Source organism: Bacillus sp. FSL W8-1141 (assembly GCF_038593205.1).
Classification (GTDB): domain Bacteria; phylum Bacillota; class Bacilli; order Bacillales; family Bacillaceae; genus Bacillus; species Bacillus altitudinis.
Window position 1 is genome coordinate 3,785,278 of the sequence record NZ_CP151973.1, and the last position, 25,121, is coordinate 3,810,398.

Below are 25,121 nucleotides of genomic sequence, written 5' to 3' on the forward strand. Positions count from 1 at the left end.
CGGGTTCACTCTTTTAAAGCCGTTATTTTTTGATAAACAAATGGTTTAAGTGGTGATAGCGGATGAATGATGGACACTCCTGTTTCCTGCTCCACCTGCTTTGCAGCGTGAACCATCGAGAGCTGCATCACACAAATATCTCCATGCTGCTTCACAGATTGCCTTAACTGTTCCATAATTCGCTCATGGTAGGCTTGTATATCACCGTTCAAGCAAAGATGAAAGACATCCTCTAGCACAACCACTTCTGCCTTTAACTGCTTTCCCTGCTCTTTTACATATGAAGACAGTCGCTTCATCGTTCCTTCTACTGTATCTGGGTTTGAAAACACCAGCTGAAGCGGACCCTCTCGCTCACAAATCTGCTCAAATAACGGCTCATCTATCGGAACAATTGGTTGTTTGAACAGGTGCTGCTGCTCCCCCAAAGCCGCAATGTATTGTGTACACGTTAATAAAACAAGATCAGCCTCTCCTTCTTGCATTAGTCTGTTGATAGCATAGGTTTGCTGCTGCTCAAGATCAAATGCGGGATCTTGTTTGGCTCGTTCCATAAATGATGAATCGACGATGTGATGCAGATCAAATCCTGTGTCATAGAAAGCGTCGTCAATGTAAGAAATATTAGATGGATGTGCGTGAAGGCAGTGTAATCGAATCATTAGGTCCGCTCCTCATAAAAGTTTTCACTCATTATATCAATCCTTGTATGAAATAGGGAGCAACATGACCATATTGTTAGGGAGATATTGAAGGAGGGATTCTACCTTGAAAGAAGATCAACAGCCTACATCATCTTCAGAGTCAGAAGAAACCTTGACGAATCGCCAAGGTCACCCGGTAACAGATAATCAAAACATGAGAACCGTTGGGAATAGAGGACCGACTACGCTTGAAAACTACGATTTCCTAGAGAAAATCAGTCATTTTGATCGTGAACGCATCCCTGAACGTGTCGTTCACGCACGAGGTGCCGGCGCACACGGATACTTTGAAGCCTACGGTACATTCGGCGACGAACCCATTTCCACTTATACAAGAGCCAAATTATTTCAAGAGAAAGGAAAAAAGACCCCTGTCTTCGTTCGATTCTCTTCTGTTATTCACGGCGGACATTCACCAGAAACTTTACGCGATCCGCGGGGATTTGCGATCAAATTTTATACAGAAGACGGCAACTGGGATCTCGTTGGGAACAACCTCAAAATTTTCTTTATTCGAGATGCTTTGAAATTCCCTGATTTGGTTCATGCCTTTAAGCCTGACCCTGTCACCAATCGTCAGGATGGTGAGCGCATTTTTGATTTCGTTTCACAATCACCTGAAGCAACACATATGGTGACATTTCTCTTCTCGCCATGGGGCATTCCTGCCACATACCGGCACATGCAAGGCTCTGGCGTCCATGCCTATAAATGGGTGAATCATGAAGGAAAAGCAGTGTTGGTCAAATATCACTTTGAACCAAAGCAAGGAATTCGCAACCTGACACAAGAACAAGCCCAGGCCATTCAAGGGGAAAACTTTAATCATGCCACACAGGATTTATATGAAGCCATTGAACAAGGGGATCATCCTGAATGGGAAGTATACGCGCAAATCATGGAAGATGACACCCACCCCCATCTAGACTTTGATCCACTCGATCCAACAAAGCTCTGGTACAAGGATGACTATCCATGGAAACCGATCGGACGAATGGTGCTAAACAAAAATCCAGAAAATTATTTTGCAGAAGTGGAACAGGTTGCCTTTGGGACGGGGGTTCTTGTAGACGGATTAGATTTCTCAGATGATAAATTGCTGCAAGGACGTACCTTCTCTTACTCTGATACGCAGCGATATCGAGTCGGGCCAAATTATTTACAGCTGCCGATCAATGCCCCGAAAAAGCATGTTGCCACCAATCAGCGAGATGGGCAAATGGAATATCATGTGGATCAAGGAAAAGGACAAAACCCCCATGTGAATTATGAACCGTCCATTCTCGGAGGATTAAAAGAATCGCAGCAAGATGGAAAGGATCATACGCCTTTTGTAGAGGGTGAAGTCAAACGGGAAGCCATTGACCGCCCGAACAATTTCGGACAAGCCGGAGAAACCTATCGTCGCTTCAATGATTGGGAACGTGAGGAACTGATTAAAAACTTAGTCAACACCTTAGCTACCTGTCAAAAAGACATCCAAGACCAAATGATCGAAAACTTCACAAAAGCTGATCCTGACTACGGAAAACGTGTGGCCGATGGCTTAAAAGCCTTCAAACAAGAGGAGCCAAGCGGTCCCATTGGCTCAACAGGCGCGGCACAGGCTGTCAACGATGCGATCAACAACAGCACACCTTCGGATCCTTATTAATGAAAAAAGAATGCAGCGGAGTGGCTGCATTCTTTTTGTATACATCTATTAAGCGTTTTTACCTTTTTTGATCCATTCTGCTACATTTACTGTACGTTTCGCCTGATGTTTTGCGGCTGCTTCTGCATCCTCTTGGATCTTTCCATTTTGGTCAACAGTCACACTCACACCGTAAGGGTTACCCCCTGCGCCGTATAGGGAATCATCCGTGTATCCAGGAGCGGCAATAATGGCTCCCCAGTGGAACATCGTTGTATAAAGGCTCAGAACTGTCTGCTCCTGTCCGCCATTTGGGTTTTGTGCAGATGTCATCGCACTCACTGCTTTGTTTGCTAGTTTCCCTTGGAACCATAAACCGCCTGTTGTGTCTAAGAATTGCTTCATTTGAGCCGGTAAGTTACCGAAACGTGTCGGCATGCTGAAAATAATGGCATCTGCCCACTCTAAGTCACTTAACTGAACCTCAGGGACATCTTTTGTTTCATCTAAATGTGCTTTCCATGCTGGATTTGATGCAACAACTGCTTCTGGTGCCAATTCAGGAACCTTTAAAATTTTGACTTCAGCACCAGCTTCTTTCGCTCCAGCCTCAGCCCATTTTGCCATCTGATAGTTTGTACCTGTTGAACTATAATAAATAATCGCTAGTTTTACGTTTTCCACTTGTTCCATCTCCTTTTGTTTGGTTTGCCCAAATAGCTTCTGTAAAAATCCCATCTGTATTCCCCACCTTATTTAAATTGACGACGATACCACAATGCCGCAGCATCGACTTCTTCTCTCGTTAGCTGATGTCCACGATTTTCCCAATGAAGCGTTACGGATGCTCCCGCCTCCTGAAGCAGTTGCTCCAGTTCCTGAGATTCCTCAGGACGGCACATTGGGTCATTTTCACCAGCTGCTATAAAGACTTGTTTCCCCGCTAATGAAGGTAATGAAACCCCTCGTCTTGGGACCATTGGATGATGCAGGATCGCTCCTTTCAGCGCATCTCCGTAATGGAATAACAGACTTCCAGCAATGTTCGCCCCGTTTGAATAGCCGATGGCTACCACATTGTGACGATCAAATCCATACTTATCTGCTGCTTCCCCGATAAATGTATATAATTCCTCTGTACGCTCAATTAAATCTTGCTCATCAAAAACACCCTCTGCCAAACGCCTGAAAAAACGCGGCATGCCGTTTTCTGATACATTTCCTCTCACACTAAGAACAGATGCTTCAGGGTCTACCACTTCTGCAAGCGGCAATAAGTCTTGCTCTGTCCCGCCAGTTCCATGCAGCATGAGAAGGACAGGTTTTTGTTCATTCTTTCCTTTTTGAAAAAGATGCTTCATCATGAATCTCCTTTCCCTTTGATTTCTCTTACCTCAATCGGCAACACGATTTGTTCAATTTGACTACGCTGCGCCTCATATTGCGGTGGCAGTTTCAACGCTTCACCCATCGTTTCCACAGATTCATCGTGTGCAAACCCTGGAGGATCGGTCGCAATCTCAAATAATATGCCGCCAAGCTCTCTAAAATAAATCGCATTGAAATAATTTCGATCTTGCACAGGCGTCACTTGATATCCGCTTTGCGCAACATGTCTTTGCCAATCTAATTGATCCTGATCATCTGTTGCTCTCCACGCAATATGATGTACAACACCAACGCCCATACGTCCTCGTGCAACAGGTGTCTTGTTCACATCAATAACATTGCCGATTTCTCCAAACGAACGGAATCTCACATAATCTCCTTCTGTGCCGACTTTTTCAAGTCCCATCGTTTGCTCTAGCAGCTGCATCGTTTGCTCAGGCTGTGAAGTTAATAAAACAGCTCCGCCAAACCCTTTAATCGCTACTTCTGGTGTCACCCCATTAAATGTCCAGTCATTCTGTTTTCCTTCTTCACGCTCTACAAGTTCTATCAATAAACCGTGCGGATCTTCAAATGAGAGAAAGGCCTCACCAAAGCGTTCAATCATTTCATAAGAAACGTCAAACTGCTCAAGGCGTTCCTTCCAAAAAGAGAAGGCACCGGTCGGAACGACATATGTTGTCACACCTACTTGACCTGCTCCAATTTGTCCCTTTTGTGCACCTGGCCAAGGGAAAAACGTAATAATGGTACCTGGAGAACCTCCTTCATTTCCAAAATATAAATGGTATGTGCCTGGATCATCAAAATTGACGGTCTTTTTCACGAGACGCAGACCTAAAACACCTGCATAAAAATCAACGTTCTCCTGAGGATGACCAACAATTGCTGTGATATGGTGAATTCCTTCTGTTTTCTTCACTTCTAATGACCTCCTCTTCATGACGTAACATGTCTCTACTCATTATGTCTTGACTGACGCTTTTATATTATCTCGAATTCGAGATATATGACCAAAAAATATATTTATCTCGAATTAAGGATATTCTTTTTTGAAATAGATGTCAATGATTTTTGTTTTTTTCTTTTCAAAAAGCAGGCCGCTTTATATATAGCAGACCTGCTTCCCCTTGATTATTGAAGCAATTTTTTCTTTTTTAAATAGGCTTCGGCTACTTGAAATGCATCTTTCCCCTTCACATTGACTTCGTAATTCATTTCTCTCATCTCATCATCTGTGATTTGACCAGCGAGCTTGTTGAGAGAGGCCTCAATCTCAGGATACTCTTTTAATGTCTCCTGTCTTAGCAAGGGCGCTCCTTGATAGGGCGGGAAAACATGCTTGTCATCATCAAGCACCTTCAACTTGTATTGTCTCAATTCACTGTCTGTCGAATACGCATCGACCAACTGAATATTCCCTTTTTGAATGGCTCGATATCGAAGTTTCGGTTCCATCGTGACCACATCGTCAAAAGAAAACTGATAAGCTTTTTGAATGCCTAAATATCCATCCTGACGATCAGAAAACTCTAAAGTAAAGCCAGCACGTATACGATTCTTGATTTGACCCAGATCTGAAATCTTTGATAAATCATATTGATCCGCTAGTGATTGAGGCACGGCTAAAGCATATGTATTGTTATAAGCCATCGGCTGAAGAAGCTGAAGCTGAAAGGATGACGCCAAACCTTGGCGCGCTTGCTCATACACTTTTTCCTTATCCGTGCTTTTCGCTGTTTCTTTCAGAAATTCAGAAATCGCTGTCCCTGTAAATTCAGGATAGATGTCAATATCACCAGACCGCAGTGCTTGAAAAACAAAGGACGTCTTACCAAGACCAGGCTTAAGATTGACTTGGATATCTGTATCCTGCTCAATTAAAAGCTTATACATGGAGATCAAAATTTCAGGCTCTGACCCCAGCTTCCCTCCAATGGTGATCTCTTTCTTTTCTTGTTGAAACAGCAATGGGGCAGCGACAACTGCTCCTGCTATTACAGCAAAGACCGTCACAGAGATCACGGTTTTTTTAAAGGAGATTTTCTCAAGTGTCCGCAAGACCACATCAAATAAGAGCGCAAGTAATGCAGCTGGAATAGCACCAATGATGATCAAAGACATATCATTTCGATCAATTCCAAGCAGAATCAGACTCCCTAATCCACCTGCCCCAATAAGAGCTGCAAGAGTGGCTGTCCCTACAATGAGGACCATCCCCGTTCGGATACCTGCCATGATCACCGGCATAGCAAGAGGGAGTTCTACTTTTAATAAGCGTTTGCGGTGATTCATTCCCATAGCGAGCGCCGCTTCCCGCAGCGACGGATCGACCTCACGAATGCCTGTATATGTGTTCCTTAAAATAGGAAGAAGAGCATAGACGACAAGAGCGATAATTGCGGGCACTTGACCAATCCCAACGAGAGGAATCAGCAGTCCAAGCAGCGCCAAAGACGGAATTGTCTGCAAGACAGCCGTCACCCCAATGATCCACTCTGCTATCTTAGGGACTCTCGTTAAATAAATCCCTAAAGGAATGGCAATCAAAATCGCTAGAAATAACGCAATGAAGGAAATTTGAATATGCTCAAGTAAGGCGTGTCCGAGCTGATCTTTTCGAGCCCATAGCACACTGGTCCATTCATTCATGTGTCTCGCCCCTCTCAGCAGAAGTACCGGCTAAATACTGAATCACCGCTTGACGAGTGATGAGCCCGATCCGTTCCCCATCCTTCTCAACAACAAGCTCTTCATGCTCTGCCAGTCGAGATAGAACCTCTTCCAGCGTCGCATGGATGGAGACCGCTTCATCGCCTAACAGATCATCTTGAGACATGGGCTGAGAAATAGTTGTCAGCTCAAATGCTTGATGGTCTACATGACGGGCAGCTCCTGAAACAAACTCCCGCACAAATGGATTCACTGGATGCTGAATCAATTCCTCTGGGCGTCCAACCTGCACCACTTTTCCTTCATTCATCACACATATCCGATCCCCAAGCTTCATGGCTTCCTGCATATCATGTGTCACAAAAACGATGGTCTTTTGAATACGGCGCTGTAACTCAAGCAGATCATCTTGTAATTTCTCTCTCGTCAGTGGATCTAACGCACTAAAAGGTTCATCCATTAGGACAATCTCAGGATCAGCAGCAAGTGCCCGTGCTACGCCGACTCGCTGCTGCTGTCCACCTGAAAGCTCTGCTGGCTTTCGATGTCGATAGGTAGAAGGCTCAAGCCCCACCATGAACATCAACTCATCAACACGCTGATTCGTCTCAGTCCGCTTCCATTGTTTCAGCTCTGGCACTACAGCAATATTCTCTTCTATGGTCATATGAGGGAACAACGCTATTTGCTGAAGCACATAACCAATATCCCAGCGCAGCTCATAAATATTATAATCGCTGATGGTTCGACCCTTTATGTAAATCTCACCTTCTGTAGAAGAGATGAGACGATTGATCATTTTCAAAGTCGTCGTTTTCCCGCTTCCACTAGGTCCAATCAATACAAAAAATTCACCTTTCTGAATCTCCAAATCAACAGATTGAACGGCATAGCGGTCATCAGAAAATTGCATCGATACATTCTTAAATTCAATCATCTTCCCACGCCCTGACTGCAAGTATATTTTAAAATACCAATATGACAGATTAACCTAGTATTTGTATAGAACAAACTGTCACGTTGACTCTCTTTTTACATACTTCCCCTAGTTAGACTGCCAGAAACGACTTTCTCATAAAAGTGAGACAAATAAAAAAAGCGAAGAGCTCAAGGCCCTTCGCTTTTAAGTCAACGACTTACTCACCAGTAACGTATGGAAGTAATGCCATTTGACGTGATTTTTTAATCGCTAATGTCAATTTACGTTGATACTTAGCGCTAGTTCCTGTTACACGACGAGGTAAAATTTTACCACGCTCAGAAACAAACTTTCTAAGAAGATCAACATCTTTGTAATCGATGTGCGTGATTCCGTTAGAAGTAAAGAAACATACTTTACGACGTTTCGCACGACCGCCTCTGCGTCCACCTGCCATTTGTTTTCACACCTTTCCTTTGGTCATTTTTTTCAGATCAATTAGAATGGCAAATCATCATCGGAGATGTCAATCGGTTTACCATCATTCGCAAATGGGTCATCATTGAAGCTATTTCCCTGATTACGATTTTGGTTGTTTTGATTGCCATATGGATTTTGACTTGGTTCATTTCCAAATGGATTCTGATCATTTTGGCTGCCGCCATAATACTGGCCTCCGCTATTGCCACCGCCGCTGTATCCACCTGAACCAGCACCGCCGCTTTTAGGCTCAAGAAATTGAACACTTTCAGCTTGAACTTCTGTCACGAAGACACGCTGTCCTTGCTGGTTTTCATAGTTTCTTGTCTGCAAGCGACCGTCTACACCGGCAAGACTTCCTTTTTTCAAGAAATTAGCCACGTTCTCGGCTTGTCTTCTCCAAGTAACACAGTTAATGAAATCGGCTTCACGCTCTCCAGATTGATTCGTAAACGTACGATTCACAGCTAGAGTAAACGTGGCTACAGCCGCACCATTAGGCGTGTAGCGAAGCTCAGGGTCTTTTGTTAGTCTTCCGACCAATACAACACGGTTTAGCATATTGAAAGACCACCTTTAAATATATATTTCAATGATTTACTCTTCTTCTTTAACAACAATGTGGCGAATGATATCGTCACTGATCTTAGCTAAGCGGTCAAATTCTTGAACTGCTGCAGCGTCAGATTGAACGTTTACGATTTGGTAGAAGCCTTCACGGAAATCGTTGATTTCGTATGCAAGACGACGTTTACCCCAATCCTTTGTTCCAGTGATCTCCGCACCGTTAGAAGTTAACACGTTATTAAAACGGTCGATAACTGCTTTTTTAGCCTCATCGTCAACTGTTGGGCGGATGATGTACATAACTTCGTACTTTCTCATCTGATTGCACCTCCTTTTGGTCTAAGCGGCCCTATACGGGCAAGGAGCAATAAATTATATTACTCACAATTGTATATTATAACAAATTACTTGGCCTATGACAAGAACCTATACGTTAAAACGGAAATGAATGACGTCTCCATCTTTCACTATATATTCTTTACCTTCTAAACGAACTTTTCCTGCTTCTTTTGCAGCAGACATACTTCCGCCAGCTAGTAAATCTTCATAAGCAACCGTTTCAGCACGAATAAATCCACGCTCGAAGTCCGTATGAATGATTCCAGCACATTCCGGCGCCTTCATTCCTTTTTTAAATGTCCAAGCGCGCACTTCTTGCTCACCTGCTGTGAAATACGTAGCTAAACCTAGAAGTGAATAAGACGCTTTAATCAGCTGATCTAGACCTGATTCTTTAATGCCAAGCTCTTCAAGGAACATTTGCTTCTCTTCTCCTTCAAGCTCTGCAATTTCAGACTCAATCTTCGCACAAACGACGATGACTTCAGCGTTTTCGCCAGATGCAAACTCACGAATTTGCTGTACATATTCGTTTCCGTCCTGATCTGCTACTTCGTCCTCACTCACATTTGCTACATACAGAATAGGTTTTGACGTGAGTAAATGAAGTTGCTTCACAAGCTTCTGCTGCTCATCTGTAAATTCAACCGATCTTGCAGATTTTCCAGCTTCAAATGCGTCCTTCAGCTTTTCCAAAATATCAAATTCAGCTACCGCTTCCTTATCTTTTTGTTTCGCAAGCTTACTCACACGAGTTAAACGCTTTTCAACCGTTTCTAGATCAGCCAAAATCAATTCTAAATTAATCGTTTCAATATCTGACACTGGGTCAACCTTACCTGACACATGTGTAATGTTATCATCAGCAAAAGCTCTCACCACATGACAGATCGCATCTACTTGACGAATGTGAGAAAGGAATTTATTCCCTAAACCTTCTCCTTTAGATGCACCTTTCACAATACCAGCAATATCAGTGAATTCGAAAGCAGTCGGAACTGTCTTTTTTGGCTGCACTAATTCTGTCAGTTTTTGCAAACGCTCGTCTGGAACTTCTACAATTCCGACGTTTGGATCAATGGTACAGAACGGATAGTTAGCAGACTCCGCTCCAGCCTGTGTAATTGCATTAAATAGCGTTGACTTCCCGACGTTAGGTAAGCCAACAATACCAGCTGTTAAAGCCATTCTTTCATCTCCTCTATATGAAACGTGCTCGTTATACTGCGTAATATGAACCTAGAGCAATTATAAGTAGGTTTACATGAAAAGACAAGCTAACCATCATGCATTTTCAATAGAAGAAACATTACCAAAAAGACTAAATCGGAGCTTTAAAATAAGAAATTGCATCTGTTTCTCTGAACAAAAGACAAATTTCATCAAAAAAGCATGAGGCCTACTTAAGCAGTTGGCTCCTCATGCTTGACGAGAATTTTCTTCATTTTTCGTTCAAAATCTCTTCTTGGGATCATCACGCTGTGCCCACACCCTTCGCATTTAATACGAATATCCATGCCCAAACGAATGACTTTCCACCGATTGGCACCACATGGATGGGGTTTTTTCATTTCAACGACGTCATGTAACCCAAATGCTTTGTCTGCCATCAGCATTCACCTCTCTTGCTCACTTCATTAAATCTATTGTACAAAAAAACGCCGATGGAGAGCAATGCACAAAATAAAGAGCCGCTGTCATGTATCAATCCCGTTCTTTTTTATAGAAAAAACCCTTCTTTTAGATCATTTTATTTGTGACCAATAGTTACTTAAACTCCGCTTTTTTTCAATATTGTCACAAACACTGTAGGTCAAAAGGTTTTTATTGGTAGAACGCTGTGGTTTTTCCATATTTTTTGATTTATGATATCTGCATAAATGTTATGTGAGGGAGCAGGTACGATGGTCAATCGAAAGGATAGATTAACCGACAAAGATTATAAAATCATATCCGATCACGCTGGAAACGCAGAGAATTACCAGCAGAACCATACGATAGAAGTAGGTCAGCATACGCTCACTGTCAACGATTTTCTAAAAATAGATCATCAATTATATGGTTTAACGATGCAGCAGGAACAGTCAGATGAGTTCATTGTCGCGTTTCACTGTCCTCTGCCAAAACAAATGACGGTGACATCGACACAAGATGTTCAAACGGCTACCCAATCATTGTTAAAAACGGATTATGCCTACCCCATTGAAAGAAAATCCTTAGCCGGAAAACAAGATCATGTCTTTTTTAAAGGGAAGGAATACATCGAGGACGTCTGTCAGAAGCACCCGAATGCAACCATCTATCTCACTGGACAAGCGCTTGCCGGTGCTGTTTGTGCTTATATTGCAACAGAACAGCCAGCTGTCAAAAAAGCCATCACATTCGATAGCCCAAATATATGGAGCAGCCTGGCACCTTCCATTCAGCAAAAAGCAGTAGAAGGAAAATACACCCATGTTCTCACAGAATATATTCAACCCAATCATTATGTAGGTTTACTCAATCGCCATGATCATGGAGTTGGACAAGTCAAGTACACCGTACCGCCCCGGGAGCAGGGATCGGTCCAAGAATCCATAAAATATAAACCAAGAGAAATTGACACCTTTTTAAGATCAGCTTTTGCATCAATGAATATAGAATGGAACGAATCATTTGATACAAATGCATTTTTAGCTCTCGTTTCAGGAGAGTTTAAAGTAAATGGGCATTCATTCCATTCAAATGGAACCGCTCGTATTTTAGATGAACAGCTTGATCACAATACAAGTTTTACAGCGATGCTTTTACAAGAAATCCATTCAGGCCGTGCATATGCACAAAGCGGGCTTGAAATTATCATAAAATCCCATTTACTAAAAAATTCATCTTATGATCTACAAAGTATTATTGAACATGAAGTACACACTGTATTTGAGAAAATAGATGGAATTGATGATAGTGTAAAAGATGCCGTCCATCATGTAAAACAAGAACTGAAAGGACTTGTCGGCTTTGGTCACTATGATTTATTAACCCATAGCGATGTAGAAGCACTGTTAGAGGAAGTAAGGATGGAGCAGCCGCAATCATCCTTTTATTCTCATGAAAAACAACTGAATGCCTTGTACACCTTGAGAGACTACGAACAAGAACTTTCCACCCTTTCAAGACATATGTACACAATGGGTGATGACTATGCCAAGGCAGATAGACGCCTTGCGATGCAAATGGGTATTCGTTAAGAAAGGAGCCGCCATATGATCAATCAAAATAAACCTCCTAGTGACGCCCAGCGTTTCTTGCAAAATGTGAGTGCCCGCCGCTCCATGTCTGTATTCGAAAGTCAATCTGCACCACAAACACAATCGCAATCACCTGAAGAAATTGCCGCTATTCAGGCCATGCGCAGAGAAGGACAACGAAAAGATTTAAAGCGATTGCTGAAAATGCGGCTTCACGATGAATTGGCAAACACACGCATGCACTTGGAGTACCAATTGTCCAAAACAGAAGACATGATGAACCAGACAACCATTGTCAAACAGCATGTATCCCAGCATTTAAAGGGACAAGCCATCTCAGAAATAGAGGAACGCATGCAGCGTCTCCAGCACATGCCTGTATATGACGATATCAAGGAAGCGATTGATTCCATTCGGATAAAATAAGCACTTCTCTTTGAAAGAGAGGTGTTTATTTTATTTTATCAGTATAATTTTTAGAACGGAAAAATATCTTTTTACTTAAAATCGGATACAGCATTAAACAGACAAGCAAATAAAGATTGAGCAAGCTGTAAATCGGATACAAGAAAGCAATCAAATCAGCAAATCCAAGAGAGGTTAAAGGTGCCATCAAAAGAAGCATGATGAATACAATGAGCCAGCGGGGCATTCGTACAAAAGAGAGCATGCGGCTGGATAAACCAAATAATCCCGCAGCGGTTGTTGTATAAATCGCTAAACAAAGAACAATGGTCATAAACACAAACAATGATGTTGGTGCCCCCTCTAATACTGTAAACAAAGGAATCCCCTCTGCTGAAAGACTCCCAGAAATATCAACTAGTATTTCGTTATACACATAAGAAATGACACCAAAAATCAAACCGCTTAATATACTCGCAACCTTGGCCTCTCCAAGCCCCTTCATTTCTTTCCCCACTGAAGACAGCACTGCCACAACAGATAATATATTCAAAGAAGCAAAGACGATACTGGCAGGCCAATTGTATTGCTGGCCAAAATCAATTCTCCACATATGATCATGATTCATATAATAAAAAACAAACGCATAGATGAGCCCCGCCACCAAAATTGGTATAATGAAAGCATTCACAGATAAGAGCCCTTTCACATCCCAGAAAAAAATCATAAATGAGAATAAACAAAATGCACCGATTCCAACCCAAAATGGCACATGATACATCTCAAGTGTCACCCCGCCACCGGCAATCATGACTGTTGTTGTCGTGAATAGATAAAGAACAATTAAAATATCATACACCTTGGCCAGCCAAGGACCTACAAGACGCTCTAACACCGGCACAAAATGATCGGCACGCACCTCATAACTGATTTTTAACACCACATAGGTAGACAGCATAAACATGAGCGTAAACAGTAGAATGGCTAGTCCGCTATCAAGGCCAAAAAACTGCCAAATTTCTTGACCGGAGGCATATCCCGCTCCTATCAAGCTTCCTAAAATTAAAAGCGTCCACCTTGAACCAGCCTTCCACACAATCATCACCTCATAGGTATAGAATTAAGCTTGTTTCCGTATACTGATACTAACTACTATGACAAGGAAGTGAGACCTATGAATAGCAAGAACGGTCTTTTTTTAAGAAATAGGGTGAAAGAATACGTGTCCCATACGGATACAAATGCCATTCAGCAGCTTAAAAGTATTTTATTCTCGCATCTCCAGAAAGCAGGAAAAAGACCCGTTGCCATCGTCTGCATAGGAACAGACCGATCAACCGGTGACTCTCTAGGTCCACTTGTAGGAACAAAGCTTTCAAGTCTTGATTTAAAAAAGCTGCATGTATACGGCACTCTCTCTGACCCAGTGCATGCGGTCAATTTAAAGGAAAAGCTCGCTGAAATTGAACAAGCTCATAAACACCCATTTATCGTAGCCGTTGATGCCTGTTTAGGTAGAGTGAAAAGTGTAGGATCGTTTCAAATTGGAGAAGGACCGTTAAAGCCAGGTGCAGGTGTGCAAAAAGAGCTGCCAGAAGTAGGCAATATTCATATTAATGGAATCGTCAACGTGAGCGGTTTTATGGAATACTTCGTTCTCCAAAACACACGTCTTCATCTTGTAATGTCTATGGCCAATACACTTTCTGAAAGTCTATCCCACATTGATCAAATGGATTGGACGAGAGAAAAAAGCCGTTCTCTCTTTACCCCTATTCAAAATATCACGGGAAGAATATAAAAAAGACCATCTCATATCAAGATGGTCATTCCGATGATTCTCTCGTAGAAAGCAATTCAAGGATTCTTTCTAAATCTTCATTTGAGAGAAATTCAATCTCAATTTTCCCTTTTTTCTTCTGTTTCTTGATCGTCACTGAAGTACCAAAGTAATTTTGTAAGAAAGATTCTCTTTCTTTCAACATGCGATCCTTTGGTGCTTCTTTTTTCTTTGTTTCACGTGGAACATTTTCATTTAATTGCTGAACAAGTTTCTCAACCTGACGGACATTCAATCCTTCGTCCACGACCTTCTTTACCAATGGCGCCAGCTTCTTTTTGTTTTTCAAACTAAGCAGCGTGCGTCCATGTCCCATGGATAATGTTCCATCCGCAATCAGCTTTTGTACTTCATCTGGTAATGTTAATAAACGAAGGTGGTTCGCAATATGCGGTCTGCTTTTTCCTAACCGCTTGGCTAATTCCTCTTGAGTCACACTTAAGTGATCTAGCAAGGAGGCATAGGCTTCTGCTTCCTCTAATGGAGATAAATCCTCGCGCTGTAAGTTTTCTAAAAGAGCGATCTCCCTCATCAGTGTTTCTGAAAATTCCCTGACGATCGCAGGAATCGTTGTTAAACCAGCTTGTTGTGCTGCACGGAAACGGCGTTCTCCTGCGACAATGTCATATCCTTTAATCGATTTACGCACAATAATCGGCTGTAAAACACCATGCTGCTGAATCGATTCTTTGAGATCAGACAAGGCATCATCATCAAACGTTTTCCTTGGCTGATAAGGGTTCGGGCGCAAATCCTTCAACTTAATTTCTTCAACAGTTTCTTCATTGGAATCCACATTGTTAAATAGCGCATTAATACCCTTTCCAAGACCTTTAGCCATTCGCATCCACTTCCTTTGCTAAGTCTAAATAGACATCTGCACCTCTTGAACGTGGATCATACAAGATAATAGGTTTCCCATGACTAGGCGCTTCACTTAGTCTCACATTTCTCGGAATCACGGTCTGATAGACTTTATCTCTAAAGTATTTTTTTACTTCTTCGATGACTTGAATTCCAAGGTTTGTTCTTGCATCAAGCATTGTCAGTAAGACACCTTCAATGGCAAGGTCGGTATTTAGATGTTTCTGCACAAGACGAACCGTATTCAACAATTGACTCAATCCTTCAAGCGCATAATATTCACACTGAACCGGTATTAAAACAGAATCGGATGCAGTTAACGCATTAATCGTCAGTAATCCAAGTGATGGCGGGCAGTCAATAATCATATAATCATAATTTTGCTTCACAGATTCAAGTGCTCTTTTCAGCCTCACTTCACGTGAGATCGTAGGCACAAGCTCAATTTCCGCCCCTGCAAGCTGTATCGTCGCAGGAATGACATCAAGATTTTCGACCTCTGTCGTCTTAATCACATCAAGTACATCTGCATCGTCTACTAAAATATCGTACACGCACTTCTCTACGTCTGCCTTCTCAATCCCAATACCACTTGTGGCATTTCCCTGCGGATCAATATCAACTAACAACACTCGTTTTCCTATGTATGCTAAACACGCACCCAAATTAACAGAAGTTGTCGTCTTCCCAACGCCGCCCTTCTGGTTGGTAATCGCTATGATTTTCCCCACGATGTCACCCACTTTCAACTTAACAAATTTCTCATTCATTCATACTTCCTATTCTATCAAAAAAAGTATGAAACGTTTGCTTTTTTTGTTTCCCCATTATAAATTCGTGAATGAATCTGTGTTTCCGTACATGAATAGTTGCATAAAAATGCGTTCTAAAGATATATTGATATATTTTTTCAAAGAAAATAACGAGACAAAAAAACCCCACTTTCATGAAAAGTGAGGGAGATACAATCAAAAGTTTAATCCGCCAATTTTACGACCTTCGCTCACAATGACTTTAGGTGTCACTGTTTTATAGTTCTTCTTTTTCAAAAACCCATAGGGTGCTTTAATGGTAAATGTGGCATGTCCAACAGCGTCCCCGGTTTTCGCGTAAGCCTGCCATACAATCTTTGAACAATAAGTAGGGTCCAAGGATTGAATAGACATAGTGATCGAATATCGAGCCTTCGGATGGTCTTTCACGTAATCGTGCGCCCAATCCCCAGCTAAATCTGCCTTTTCCTGATGATTAATCCGAATCACCTTTGTATTGGCACTATAGCGGAACCAGCTTTGAATGGAATCAATATTGGGATGCTGCCGGAACCCAGGAATGGATGCATAGCTTTTCTCATTAATGACGATGCCTGCATGACCAATTAAACCATTCAAAGCACCAGTGCTCGTCACCAATATATCCCCTTTTTGAGGCATAATATCGGTTCCAGGATACGGTTTACCAAAAAGATGGCGAATGGTATTCGGCCTTTCATCTGTTACCATTTCATCCTGTTTGTTTTGCCTTAAACCATAGTTCTCCAAATCATCATCAGCTGTGATCACATCGATCGCATCGTCCTGAGACGCTTGCTCTTGATTTAATTGTTGAACCGTTACATCTTTCGAAACCACACCTTGTTTCTTCAGAGTACTCAGTTCTTCTTTCATAATCGTTTCTTCCGCTGAATGGGTCTCATGATTCGTTGACGTGCTCACAGCAAACACAGTCGTTTCATTTGAAAAAAGAGAAAAAGAGATTAGTAAATAACAGATAATAGCAAAAATAGTCTTTTTCATTTTCATCGGTTACATGTCACCTCCCTTCTACTATGAAAATCATATTTTACCAATTAATTAATAATAAGTAAATATCATGAATTGAAGGGAGAGAAAGACAAAAAAGCTGACGAGTAATGCTCATCAGCTTCTTTCTATTTAGGAATTCGAATCGTTAATTGGATATATTCCTCAAATTCTTCTTCCTCGGTATTTATTTTAAGTCCGCTGTCTTCTACCATGTGGAGAGACTGACGAATGGTATTCATCGCAATTCGCGTATCTCGGCTAAACGCCTTACGTTTCGGCTTCGGTTTGCGATCTGTTTTTTGTTCAAGCATCTTCACTACACGCTCTTCAGTCTGTTTCACATTCAGCTGCTTTTCGATGATTTCCTGCAACAGCGTGATCTGTAATTCTGGCAGCTTTAGAGGTACAAGTGAACGGGCATGTCTCTCTGAGATTTTTTTCTCCAAAATAGCTTGCTGTACCTCTTCAGGCAACTTTAAAAGTCTTAGTTTGTTTGCAACAGTCGATTGTCCCTTACCTAAACGCTGAGCAAGCGCTTCTTGCGTTAAATCATGAAGCTCTAAAAGACGTGCATAAGCATGAGCCTCTTCAATTGCAGACAGCTCTTCTCTTTGCAAATTTTCAATCAATGCCACAGATGCCGTTTCCGTATCAGTAAAATCTTTTATAATAGCGGGGATCTTCTCCCATTGAAGAGTTTGTACCGCTCTCCAACGTCTTTCGCCGGCGATCAGTTCATATTTTCCTTCTTCTTCTGTTGGTCTAACAACAATCGGTTGAATAATGCCATGGGTATGGATGGTTGTGGCCAGCTCTTGTATCTTTTCTTCTGAAAAAATGGTGCGTGGCTGAAAACGGTTAGGCATAATTGTGTCGACCGGGAGCTCCTGTATCTCTTCCTTTAATGTTTCATGCTCAGCAATCTCTGCCTCTATTTCGGTATCACGCTCAGGATGTTCTTTGTCACCAAGCCCGAAGAAGCGTGAGAGTGAATGCTTCATGAACCTACACCACCTTTAAAAACTACCTTTTTATAATTCTATTTTCTCATGTTTTTTCCTTCTGTAAAATCATAAATATTGAAGAAAAACCGACCTTTTACATGATCAACCCTCTATTGGTGATTTATTAGGTGTTCCTGGTTTTCTAGGATATTTTTTTGGTGTTTGTTTTTTCTTTTCAATGACAATGATGTTCCGTTCGCTTTCTTCTAAAGGAAGAACAAAGGAATGCTTTTCAACAACCTCTCCTCCGAGGACAGTGACAGCTTTTTTTCCTGCTTGCATCTCTTCATCTGCAGCAGATGCTTTTAATGCAACAAACAATCCTTCCTTTTTCACAAGAGGCAGGCATAGTTCGCTCAAGACAGATAAGCGCGCAACTGCTCTAGCGGTGACAAGGTCATAGCTTTCACGTTGATCTTTACGTTGTCCAAAGGTCTCCGCACGATCATGATAAAAAGTAGTATCTTGTAAGTTTAACCCTTTTGCTAACTCATTAAGAAACGTAATGCGTTTCTGGAGAGAATCAACAATGGTCACATGTAGATGAGGGAAACAAATTTTAAGAGGAATGCTTGGAAAACCAGCACCAGCTCCAATATCACAAATTGTTGTCACATTGTGAAAATCAATAAAAAATGCTGCTGATATCGAGTCATAAAAATGCTTTAAATATACTTCTTCCTTTTCTGTAATGGACGTTAAATTCATCTTCTCGTTCCATTCTACAAGCATATGGAAGTAAGTTTCAAATTGTTCAAGCTGCACTGGAGAAAGAGTAATCCCTTTCTCCTCTAGTGCTGCTGTAAATTGTTCAATGTTCATGCCGACATCCTTTCTACTCTGCTATCTTCGCAATACGTCCCTGCTCCAAATACACTAAAAGGATAGAAATATCAGCAGGGTTAACGCCTGAAATACGAGAAGCCTGTGCAACAGAAAGCGGTCGGACTTCTTTTAGCTTTTGCTTCGCTTCAGTTGCAATCCCTTTGATGGCATCATAATCGATTCGATCCGGAATCTTTTTGTTTTCCATCTTTTTCAGCTTTTCAACTTGTTGGAGCGACTTTTCAATATAACCTTCATATTTAATTTGAATCTCTACCTGTTCACACACATCAGCAGGAAGCGGTGTGTCAGCAGGAGCTAGTTTCACAACAGATTCATAGTTCATCTCTGGACGCTTCATCAGATCACTTGCTCGAATACCGTCCTTCAATTCACTTCCACCAAGTGAACGAATATATTCCTGTGTCTCTACTGTAGGTTTAATAATGACAGAATATAAACGTTTTTTCTCTGCTTCAATGGCCTCTTTTTTCTGTGTGAATGCTTGGAATCTCTCTTCAGAAATTAAACCAATGTTATATCCAAGTTCCGTTAATCTTAAATCAGCATTGTCATGACGCAGAAGTAAGCGGTACTCTGCACGAGAAGTTAAAAGACGGTAAGGTTCATTTGTACCCTTCGTGACAAGATCATCAATGAGAACACCGATATATGCATCAGATCGGCTTAAAATGACTTCTTCTTTACCCAATGCTTTTCTTCCTGCATTGATACCTGCCATAATTCCTTGACCTGCAGCTTCCTCATAACCAGAGGTACCATTGATTTGGCCAGCTGTATATAATCCAGAAATTTTCTTCGTCTCAAGTGTCGGCCACAATTGTGTAGGCACAATCGCATCATACTCAATGGCATAACCCGCTCGCATCATTTGTACATTTTCAAGCCCTGGAATGGTTGACAGCATTCGCTGCTGTACATCCTCTGGCAGACTTGTAGATAAACCTTGAACATACACTTCTTGCGTATTACGGCCTTCTGGCTCTAAGAAAATTTGATGTCTCGGTTTATCATTAAAACGAACCACCTTATCCTCAATAGACGGGCAGTATCTAGGGCCTGTTCCTTTAATCATACCTGAATACATAGGAGAACGGTGAAGATTCTCATCAATAATTTGATGAGTCTCTAAACTCGTGTATGTTAACCAGCATGGTAATTGATCTGTAATATATTCCACAGTTTCATAAGAAAACGCACGTGGTACATCGTCACCTGGTTGAATTTCCGTCTTACTATAATCAATCGAGTGGCTGTTTACTCGAGGTGGTGTCCCAGTTTTAAAGCGAACCAAATCGAATCCTAATTCTGCTAGATGATCTGATAATTTAATGGAAGGCTGCTGATTATTAGGACCGCTTGAATAAGAAAGATCCCCTAAAATAATGCGGCCTTTTAAGAAAGTACCAGTCGTTAGAACAACAGACTTCGCGCGATAATTTGCACCTGTTTGAGTCACAACACCTTTACATTCATCATCTTCTACAATTAAATGGTCTACCATCCCTTGCAGCATTGTTAGGTTTGGTTCATTTTCCATTGTTTTTTTCATTTCGTGCTGATATTGAAACTTATCTGCTTGCGCTCTTAACGCACGGACAGCAGGTCCTTTCCCAGTATTCAGCATACGCATTTGAATATGTGTCTTATCTATATTTCGTGCCATTTCTCCGCCTAGCGCATCAATTTCTCTGACGACAATCCCTTTAGCGGGACCTCCTACGGACGGATTACATGGCATAAAAGCAACCATATCGAGATTGATGGTCAATACAAGTGTTTTGGCGCCCTGTCTTGCAGAAGCAAGAGCAGCCTCAACACCAGCATGACCGGCACCGACGACGATTACATCATATTGGCCAGCTTCATAACCCATTTCTTTTGTTCCTCCCTTTACTTTCCTAAACAGAATTGAGAGAATAACTGATCAATTAAGCTTTCATGAACAGCATCCCCAATAATTTCACCTAGCTGCTCCCAGCAGCGTGTTAAATCTATTTGAACAATGTCGATCGGTACATCCATTTCAATTCCTTCTAGAGCATCTTCAATCGATTGTTTTGCTTCTTGAAGGAGCGCAATATGCCTAGTATTGCTCACATACGTTAAATCTCCACTTTCAATTGAGCCTGTGAAGAATAAAGATTGAATGGCCATTTCAAGCTCATCAATCCCTTTTTCTTGTAATAAAGATGTTGTAACAACCGGACGATCCTTCGCTAACTCTTTTACCTTTTCTACATCAAGTTTAGGCTCAAGATCTGTCTTATTGACAATCACAATAATATCCATACCTGAGACAGCCTCAAATAGCTTAATATCTTCCTCAGATAACTCCTCACTATAATTGAGCACAAGTAAAATCAGGTCAGCTTCTTTTAAGACCTGTCTTGATCGCTCGACCCCAATACGCTCAACAATGTCTTCAGTCTCACGTATACCCGCAGTATCTACTAAACGGAGCGGTACTCCTCTTACATTCACATATTCCTCGATGACATCTCTGGTTGTTCCAGGAATATCGGTCACAATCGCCTTTGTTTCCTGAACAAGACTATTTAATAAGGAAGACTTCCCAACATTTGGCCTTCCAATAATAACAGTAGATAAGCCCTCACGTAGGATTTTCCCCTGCTGTGAAGTCGTTAGAAGCGATTCAATTTCCTTTTTCACAGATGTCGCCTTTTCAACTAAGACTCGATGTGTCATTTCTTCAACATCGTCATACTCTGGATAATCAATATTCACTTCTACATGGGCAAGTGTCTCCAATATCTCACCTCGAAGACGTTTAATCAAACCGGAGAGACGTCCCTCCATTTGAGTAATTGCGACATTCATCGCACGGTCAGTTTTTGCACGAATCAAGTCCATTACGGCTTCTGCTTGTGACAAGTCGATTCTTCCATTTAGGAAAGCACGTTTTGTAAACTCACCTGGCTCCGCTAATCTCGCTCCTTCTTTTAAAGCAAGCTGCAAGACTTTATTGACCGTGACAATTCCGCCATGGCAGTTGATCTCAATAACGTCTTCTCTCGTAAATGTTTTTGGCGCTCTTAATACAGACACCATGACCTCTTCTATCACTTGCTCGGTACTTGAATCTACAATATGACCATAATGAATTGTATGAGAATCCACTGATACAAGTTTTTTCTCCTTAGGCCCCTTATACATGCGATCAGCAATCTGAACTGCATCAGGCCCACTTAAACGTATAATGGCAATTGCCCCTTCACCCATTGGTGTAGAAATTGCTGCAATTGTATCCACCGCTCATTCACCTCTTTCTCTATTCAATAGACAGTCTTATATCTATTAAATGGACGTTGCCCATCTCTATATCAAAAACGCTTAATCCAAAATTTAAAGATACCATAAATGCATGCGAAGCGAAAGTAGCCCACATTTAATTATCCACAGTTTTGCACCCTGTCTATTTTAACACTTAACTTATCCACATGTGAATAACGACGTTCTAAACTTGTCTTCACATCTTACACCTAAATCCAATAAATTAAAACGCCCTTCTCCCTTTGCAACTAAGGGAAAATGACGTTTTCGATCTAAATAACACACTAACCTTTTAGAAATAAAGGAGTAATCTACTATTAAAAGGCAATTTTTCAATAAAAAAAGACTAAAATCCAGCTTTGCTGAATCTTAGCCTTTCTGCTATTTTTTATACATCACCACAACATGACGCTTGGTGCCTGTATCTTCGGATGCCGTGGCAAGTTCTTTAGAAAATGCTGCAATCGTATCATGAACGACTTTTCGTTCATTCGAAGGCATCGGTTCTAAATGAACCTTTCTCTTCGTTTTTAAAACACGATTTGCCGTTTTGATTGCGTATTGTTCAAGTGCTTCTTGTCGTTTCTTCCTATAATCTCCAATATCAATTGTAATATGATGATACTGATCAGAATAACGATTAAACACTAACTGCACCAAGGTTTCTAAAGAGTACAATGTTTGTCCTCTTTTTCCAATCATTAATGAAGTTTTGTCTCCATTAATGTGAAAAGAGATCTTTTTCGTTTCTTTTTTCGAAACAATGTTTGCTTTAGGATCAATTGATTTAACAATTTTATCTAAATACTGTGTTGCTAATTTGAGCGCATCTCGCTTTTCTACTAACTTGACAACAGCTTGTCTTTTACCAAATAATCCTAAAAACCCTTTGTTTCCTTCATCTACTATTGTGATATCCACTTCTTCTTGTAGTAGTTGAATTTGTTTCAGTCCGGAATCTACTGCTTCTTCGACTGTGCGACCGACAGCAGTTATTTCCTTCATTTTTTGTTCCCGCCAGCTTTTTCTTTTGTATCAACTTTTACTTGAGGTGTTTTAATGACCAAAGTTTGAATGATCATGAAAATGTTACCTACAACCCAGTACAGTGAAAGTGCCGCTGGGAAACTGATTGCAAATACAATGATCATAATCGGCATCACCCAAAGCATAATCGCCATTTGAGGGTTGTCCGAAGGATTTCCAGCCATCATTAGCTTCTGCTGAATAAAAGTAGCTACACCTGCAATAATCGGTAACAGGAATAATGGATCTGGACTGCCTAAGTCAAACCATAAGAAAGTATGTTTCTTGATTTCAGCTGTTCTCATGATCGCATGATAAAAACCAATTAAGATTGGCATTTGAATTAAGATTGGGAAACACCCTGCTAATGGATTTACACCATTCTTTTGGAAAAGAGCCATTGTTTCCTGTTGAAGCTGCTGCTGTGTTTTTTGATCTTTTGAACTATATTTTTCACGAAGCTTCTTTAGTTCTGGCTGAAGTGCTTGCATTGCTTTTGTACTTCTTAATTGTTTAATCATTAATGGTAAAATGAGCAAACGAATTAAAAGAGTTACAATAATAATCGCTACACCATAGTTTTCACCAGTTAAGTTTGCCATGTAAGTGATTAATTGAGATAGCGGGTATACAATGTAAGAATTCCAGAATCCCTTACTATCTGATGTGATTGGTTCATTGATTTGTGTACATCCTGCCAATAGAACCAACACGCCAATCAAGCTAAATATTAGTAATAATCGCCTTTTCAACAAGATTCCTCCCATTACTTCAAACTTTATTTAAGTTGGAATTGATTACGAAAGTGACTCACCTAATCAGTATGGTAACATTTTTTCATTACAAAGTGGTGGTTTCATTTTAATTCACTAGATGAAGGAAGCGCTTTTAAAAATTGATTCAACGAAAGTTTCTATTACGAAGACTTTTTCGGTTGTTGTTGATAAACAGCGGATTTTCTAAATAAATGCTGGAGAGACTTCTTTGTTTCTTCAAAGGTCAATTCGCTTGCTGGTTTTCGTGCGATAACAATGTAGTCTTTTTCTTGCTTTAGCTTATGACCTTCCTCTAAGAACACCTGACGGATCAATCGTTTAATCCGGTTTCTTATCACTGCATTACCTATCTTCTTACTGACAGACAATCCTAAACGCAGTTCTTCTTGATTTGGTTGGTCCAGCTGATAAATGACGAATTGGCGATTAGCCATTGATTGACCTTTTTTGAACACTGTTTGAAACTCTTCATTTTTTTTTAGCCTGTTTCGCTTCTTCATGTTTTCTTCCACTCCGATAAAAACTGACAGTTCATTTACGATTTTATGTAAAAAAGACCACTGACATTATTCAGTGGCCTAAGCTGATAATTTTTTTCTACCTTTGCTGCGGCGTCGCTTTAAAACTAGACGTCCGTTTTTAGAACTCATACGGCTGCGGAAGCCATGAACTTTACTACGCTTACGGTTATTTGGTTGAAACGTTCTTTTCATTTATGACACCTCCCTGAGGAATAGCTGTTTAAGACAGTCTAACTCATTATATTTGTGTAACCCATCGATTGTCAATATCAATGATAAAACTCTTATTATCAACCTTATAAGCATAACACAAGTTATCAAGTGAAGAAACCTTCTTTTTTAGTTTCCAGCATTTTATTCTTTTTTTCCTTCAAAAAAACCTTCAAAACAAGGTTGTGGATATTTTTCCGGCATATTTTGACTATCCACATCCATTATCGACATTTTTTTCACACAAATAACCTATGTGGATAATTATTTTTCAACAGGATGTAAAGTGTGTGGATAAGTTTGTCACACCCATTGCACCATCTTGTTTATTTTGATATTATATTTGTGTTTTAACTCTTAATTACTTATCTGGCCTATTTATCTTATCCACAATTTGTGGATAACCTGTGGAAAGTTATTACACAGCTTGTTGAATTGTTTATCCACAACCTGTGTAATTTGTCGAAAAGACGTTTTTCTACTATATTAATTGTTTTCAACAAAGTATGTGCACGAATGGTGATGACCATTTGCTCTTTTTCGTGTTCTATAACAGTTTGATACTGGTCATTTTAAAAAGAAAAGGAGGGGGGAGAAGCCTT

Annotated in this window: 27 protein-coding genes; 4 read left to right on the plus strand and 23 right to left on the minus strand. The window is 40.8% G+C overall.

Features of this window, described 5'->3' with window-relative positions:
* Nucleotides 1–5: 5 nt before the first annotated feature.
* On the minus strand, nt 6–662 hold the full coding sequence (locus NSQ52_RS19410) for a hypothetical protein (protein WP_342473789.1): 657 nt from the start codon (nt 660–662) through the stop codon (nt 6–8).
* 106 nt (nt 663–768) lie between these two features.
* On the opposite strand from NSQ52_RS19410, the gene katX reads away from it, so the two are divergent.
* On the plus strand, nt 769–2,358 hold the full coding sequence (gene katX / locus NSQ52_RS19415; protein WP_340958739.1) for a catalase KatX: 1,590 nt from the start codon (nt 769–771) through the stop codon (nt 2,356–2,358).
* A 48-nt stretch (nt 2,359–2,406) separates the two neighbouring features.
* Here katX and wrbA read toward each other — a convergent pair whose 3' ends face one another.
* From wrbA to NSQ52_RS19465, 10 genes are all read right to left on the minus strand, one after another.
* Nucleotides 2,407–3,075 (minus strand): NAD(P)H:quinone oxidoreductase, encoded by a 669-nt coding sequence (wrbA, locus tag NSQ52_RS19420; protein ID WP_342473790.1) that lies wholly within the window; start codon nt 3,073–3,075, stop codon nt 2,407–2,409.
* 14 nt (nt 3,076–3,089) lie between these two features.
* Entirely contained in the window at nt 3,090–3,701 is a 612-nt protein-coding gene (locus NSQ52_RS19425) for an alpha/beta hydrolase (RefSeq protein WP_024718443.1), read from the minus strand.
* Nucleotides 3,698–4,648, minus strand: coding sequence for a ring-cleaving dioxygenase (locus tag NSQ52_RS19430; protein WP_017359878.1), 951 nt, complete (start codon nt 4,646–4,648; stop codon nt 3,698–3,700). Before NSQ52_RS19430 ends, NSQ52_RS19425 begins: the two co-directional genes overlap by 4 nt.
* A gap of 212 nt (nt 4,649–4,860) precedes the next feature.
* A complete protein-coding gene (locus NSQ52_RS19435) occupies nt 4,861–6,378 on the minus strand; it encodes an ABC transporter permease/substrate-binding protein (RefSeq protein ID WP_008347552.1) in 1,518 nt (505 codons plus the stop codon).
* Nucleotides 6,371–7,336, minus strand: coding sequence for an ABC transporter ATP-binding protein (locus tag NSQ52_RS19440; RefSeq protein ID WP_342473791.1), 966 nt, complete (start codon nt 7,334–7,336; stop codon nt 6,371–6,373). Before NSQ52_RS19440 ends, NSQ52_RS19435 begins: the two co-directional genes overlap by 8 nt.
* Nucleotides 7,337–7,535: 199 nt before the next feature.
* Nucleotides 7,536–7,775 (minus strand): 30S ribosomal protein S18, encoded by a 240-nt coding sequence (gene rpsR / locus NSQ52_RS19445; RefSeq protein ID WP_008347556.1) that lies wholly within the window; start codon nt 7,773–7,775, stop codon nt 7,536–7,538.
* A 41-nt stretch (nt 7,776–7,816) separates the two neighbouring features.
* The gene (gene ssbA / locus NSQ52_RS19450) at nt 7,817–8,359 is read right to left on the minus strand and encodes a single-stranded DNA-binding protein SsbA (RefSeq protein WP_007497456.1); all 543 of its coding nucleotides are present in this window, start codon (nt 8,357–8,359) and stop codon (nt 7,817–7,819) included.
* Between the two features lie 36 nt (nt 8,360–8,395).
* The gene (gene rpsF / locus NSQ52_RS19455; RefSeq protein ID WP_008347557.1) at nt 8,396–8,683 is read right to left on the minus strand and encodes a 30S ribosomal protein S6; all 288 of its coding nucleotides are present in this window, start codon (nt 8,681–8,683) and stop codon (nt 8,396–8,398) included.
* A gap of 108 nt (nt 8,684–8,791) precedes the next feature.
* On the minus strand, nt 8,792–9,892 hold the full coding sequence (gene ychF / locus NSQ52_RS19460; RefSeq protein ID WP_007497458.1) for a redox-regulated ATPase YchF: 1,101 nt from the start codon (nt 9,890–9,892) through the stop codon (nt 8,792–8,794).
* A gap of 215 nt (nt 9,893–10,107) precedes the next feature.
* On the minus strand, nt 10,108–10,314 hold the full coding sequence (locus NSQ52_RS19465; RefSeq protein ID WP_008347561.1) for a DUF951 domain-containing protein: 207 nt from the start codon (nt 10,312–10,314) through the stop codon (nt 10,108–10,110).
* A 294-nt stretch (nt 10,315–10,608) separates the two neighbouring features.
* Here NSQ52_RS19465 and NSQ52_RS19470 point away from each other — a divergent pair, with 294 nt between their 5' ends.
* Together NSQ52_RS19470 and NSQ52_RS19475 are read left to right on the plus strand one after the other, a co-directional pair.
* Complete coding sequence (locus NSQ52_RS19470; RefSeq protein ID WP_058336430.1) at nt 10,609–11,928, plus strand: hypothetical protein; 1,320 nt, start codon at nt 10,609–10,611, stop codon at nt 11,926–11,928.
* Nucleotides 11,929–11,943: 15 nt separating this feature from the next.
* A complete protein-coding gene (locus NSQ52_RS19475) occupies nt 11,944–12,354 on the plus strand; it encodes a hypothetical protein (RefSeq protein ID WP_007497462.1) in 411 nt (136 codons plus the stop codon).
* Between the two features lie 25 nt (nt 12,355–12,379).
* On the opposite strand, the gene NSQ52_RS19480 is transcribed toward NSQ52_RS19475, so the two are convergent.
* Nucleotides 12,380–13,435 carry a hypothetical protein gene (locus NSQ52_RS19480; RefSeq protein WP_080964591.1) on the minus strand — a complete coding sequence of 352 codons (1,056 nt, stop codon included), beginning with the start codon at nt 13,433–13,435 and terminating at the stop codon, nt 12,380–12,382.
* Between the two features lie 72 nt (nt 13,436–13,507).
* Between NSQ52_RS19480 and yyaC the strand changes: the two genes are divergently transcribed.
* A complete protein-coding gene (gene yyaC / locus NSQ52_RS19485) occupies nt 13,508–14,134 on the plus strand; it encodes a spore protease YyaC (protein WP_025208343.1) in 627 nt (208 codons plus the stop codon).
* Between the two features lie 25 nt (nt 14,135–14,159).
* Here the strand turns inward: yyaC and NSQ52_RS19490 are convergent, their stop codons facing one another.
* The 11 genes from NSQ52_RS19490 to rpmH all read right to left on the minus strand — a co-directional run bounded on the left by NSQ52_RS19490 (nt 14,160) and on the right by rpmH (nt 24,501).
* Nucleotides 14,160–15,014, minus strand: a complete 855-nt coding sequence (locus NSQ52_RS19490) for a ParB/RepB/Spo0J family partition protein (RefSeq protein WP_017359871.1) — start codon at nt 15,012–15,014, stop codon at nt 14,160–14,162.
* On the minus strand, nt 15,007–15,768 hold the full coding sequence (gene soj / locus NSQ52_RS19495; RefSeq protein WP_008360890.1) for a sporulation initiation inhibitor protein Soj: 762 nt from the start codon (nt 15,766–15,768) through the stop codon (nt 15,007–15,009). The genes NSQ52_RS19490 and soj overlap by 8 nt, the downstream gene beginning before the upstream one ends.
* A 237-nt stretch (nt 15,769–16,005) precedes the next feature.
* Entirely contained in the window at nt 16,006–16,839 is an 834-nt protein-coding gene (locus NSQ52_RS19500) for an orthopoxovirus pf05708 family protein (protein ID WP_342473792.1), read from the minus strand.
* A 128-nt stretch (nt 16,840–16,967) separates the two neighbouring features.
* On the minus strand, nt 16,968–17,843 hold the full coding sequence (noc, locus tag NSQ52_RS19505) for a nucleoid occlusion protein (RefSeq protein WP_024718432.1): 876 nt from the start codon (nt 17,841–17,843) through the stop codon (nt 16,968–16,970).
* Nucleotides 17,844–17,948: 105 nt separating this feature from the next.
* On the minus strand, nt 17,949–18,668 hold the full coding sequence (gene rsmG / locus NSQ52_RS19510) for a 16S rRNA (guanine(527)-N(7))-methyltransferase RsmG (protein WP_007497477.1): 720 nt from the start codon (nt 18,666–18,668) through the stop codon (nt 17,949–17,951).
* A 13-nt stretch (nt 18,669–18,681) separates the two neighbouring features.
* Entirely contained in the window at nt 18,682–20,568 is a 1,887-nt protein-coding gene (mnmG, locus tag NSQ52_RS19515; RefSeq protein ID WP_008347584.1) for a tRNA uridine-5-carboxymethylaminomethyl(34) synthesis enzyme MnmG, read from the minus strand.
* Nucleotides 20,569–20,585: 17 nt separating this feature from the next.
* Nucleotides 20,586–21,965 carry a tRNA uridine-5-carboxymethylaminomethyl(34) synthesis GTPase MnmE gene (gene mnmE, locus NSQ52_RS19520; protein WP_039169035.1) on the minus strand — a complete coding sequence of 460 codons (1,380 nt, stop codon included), beginning with the start codon at nt 21,963–21,965 and terminating at the stop codon, nt 20,586–20,588.
* Between the two features lie 402 nt (nt 21,966–22,367).
* On the minus strand, nt 22,368–22,991 hold the full coding sequence (gene jag / locus NSQ52_RS19525) for an RNA-binding cell elongation regulator Jag/EloR (RefSeq protein WP_113767277.1): 624 nt from the start codon (nt 22,989–22,991) through the stop codon (nt 22,368–22,370).
* A complete protein-coding gene (gene spoIIIJ, locus NSQ52_RS19530; protein ID WP_089374159.1) occupies nt 22,988–23,770 on the minus strand; it encodes a YidC family membrane integrase SpoIIIJ in 783 nt (260 codons plus the stop codon). Before spoIIIJ ends, jag begins: the two co-directional genes overlap by 4 nt.
* 158 nt (nt 23,771–23,928) lie before the next feature.
* Nucleotides 23,929–24,288, minus strand: coding sequence for a ribonuclease P protein component (gene rnpA / locus NSQ52_RS19535; protein WP_008347592.1), 360 nt, complete (start codon nt 24,286–24,288; stop codon nt 23,929–23,931).
* A 78-nt stretch (nt 24,289–24,366) separates the two neighbouring features.
* Complete coding sequence (gene rpmH, locus NSQ52_RS19540) at nt 24,367–24,501, minus strand: 50S ribosomal protein L34 (protein ID WP_008360908.1); 135 nt, start codon at nt 24,499–24,501, stop codon at nt 24,367–24,369.
* Nucleotides 24,502–25,121: the final 620 nt, after the last annotated feature.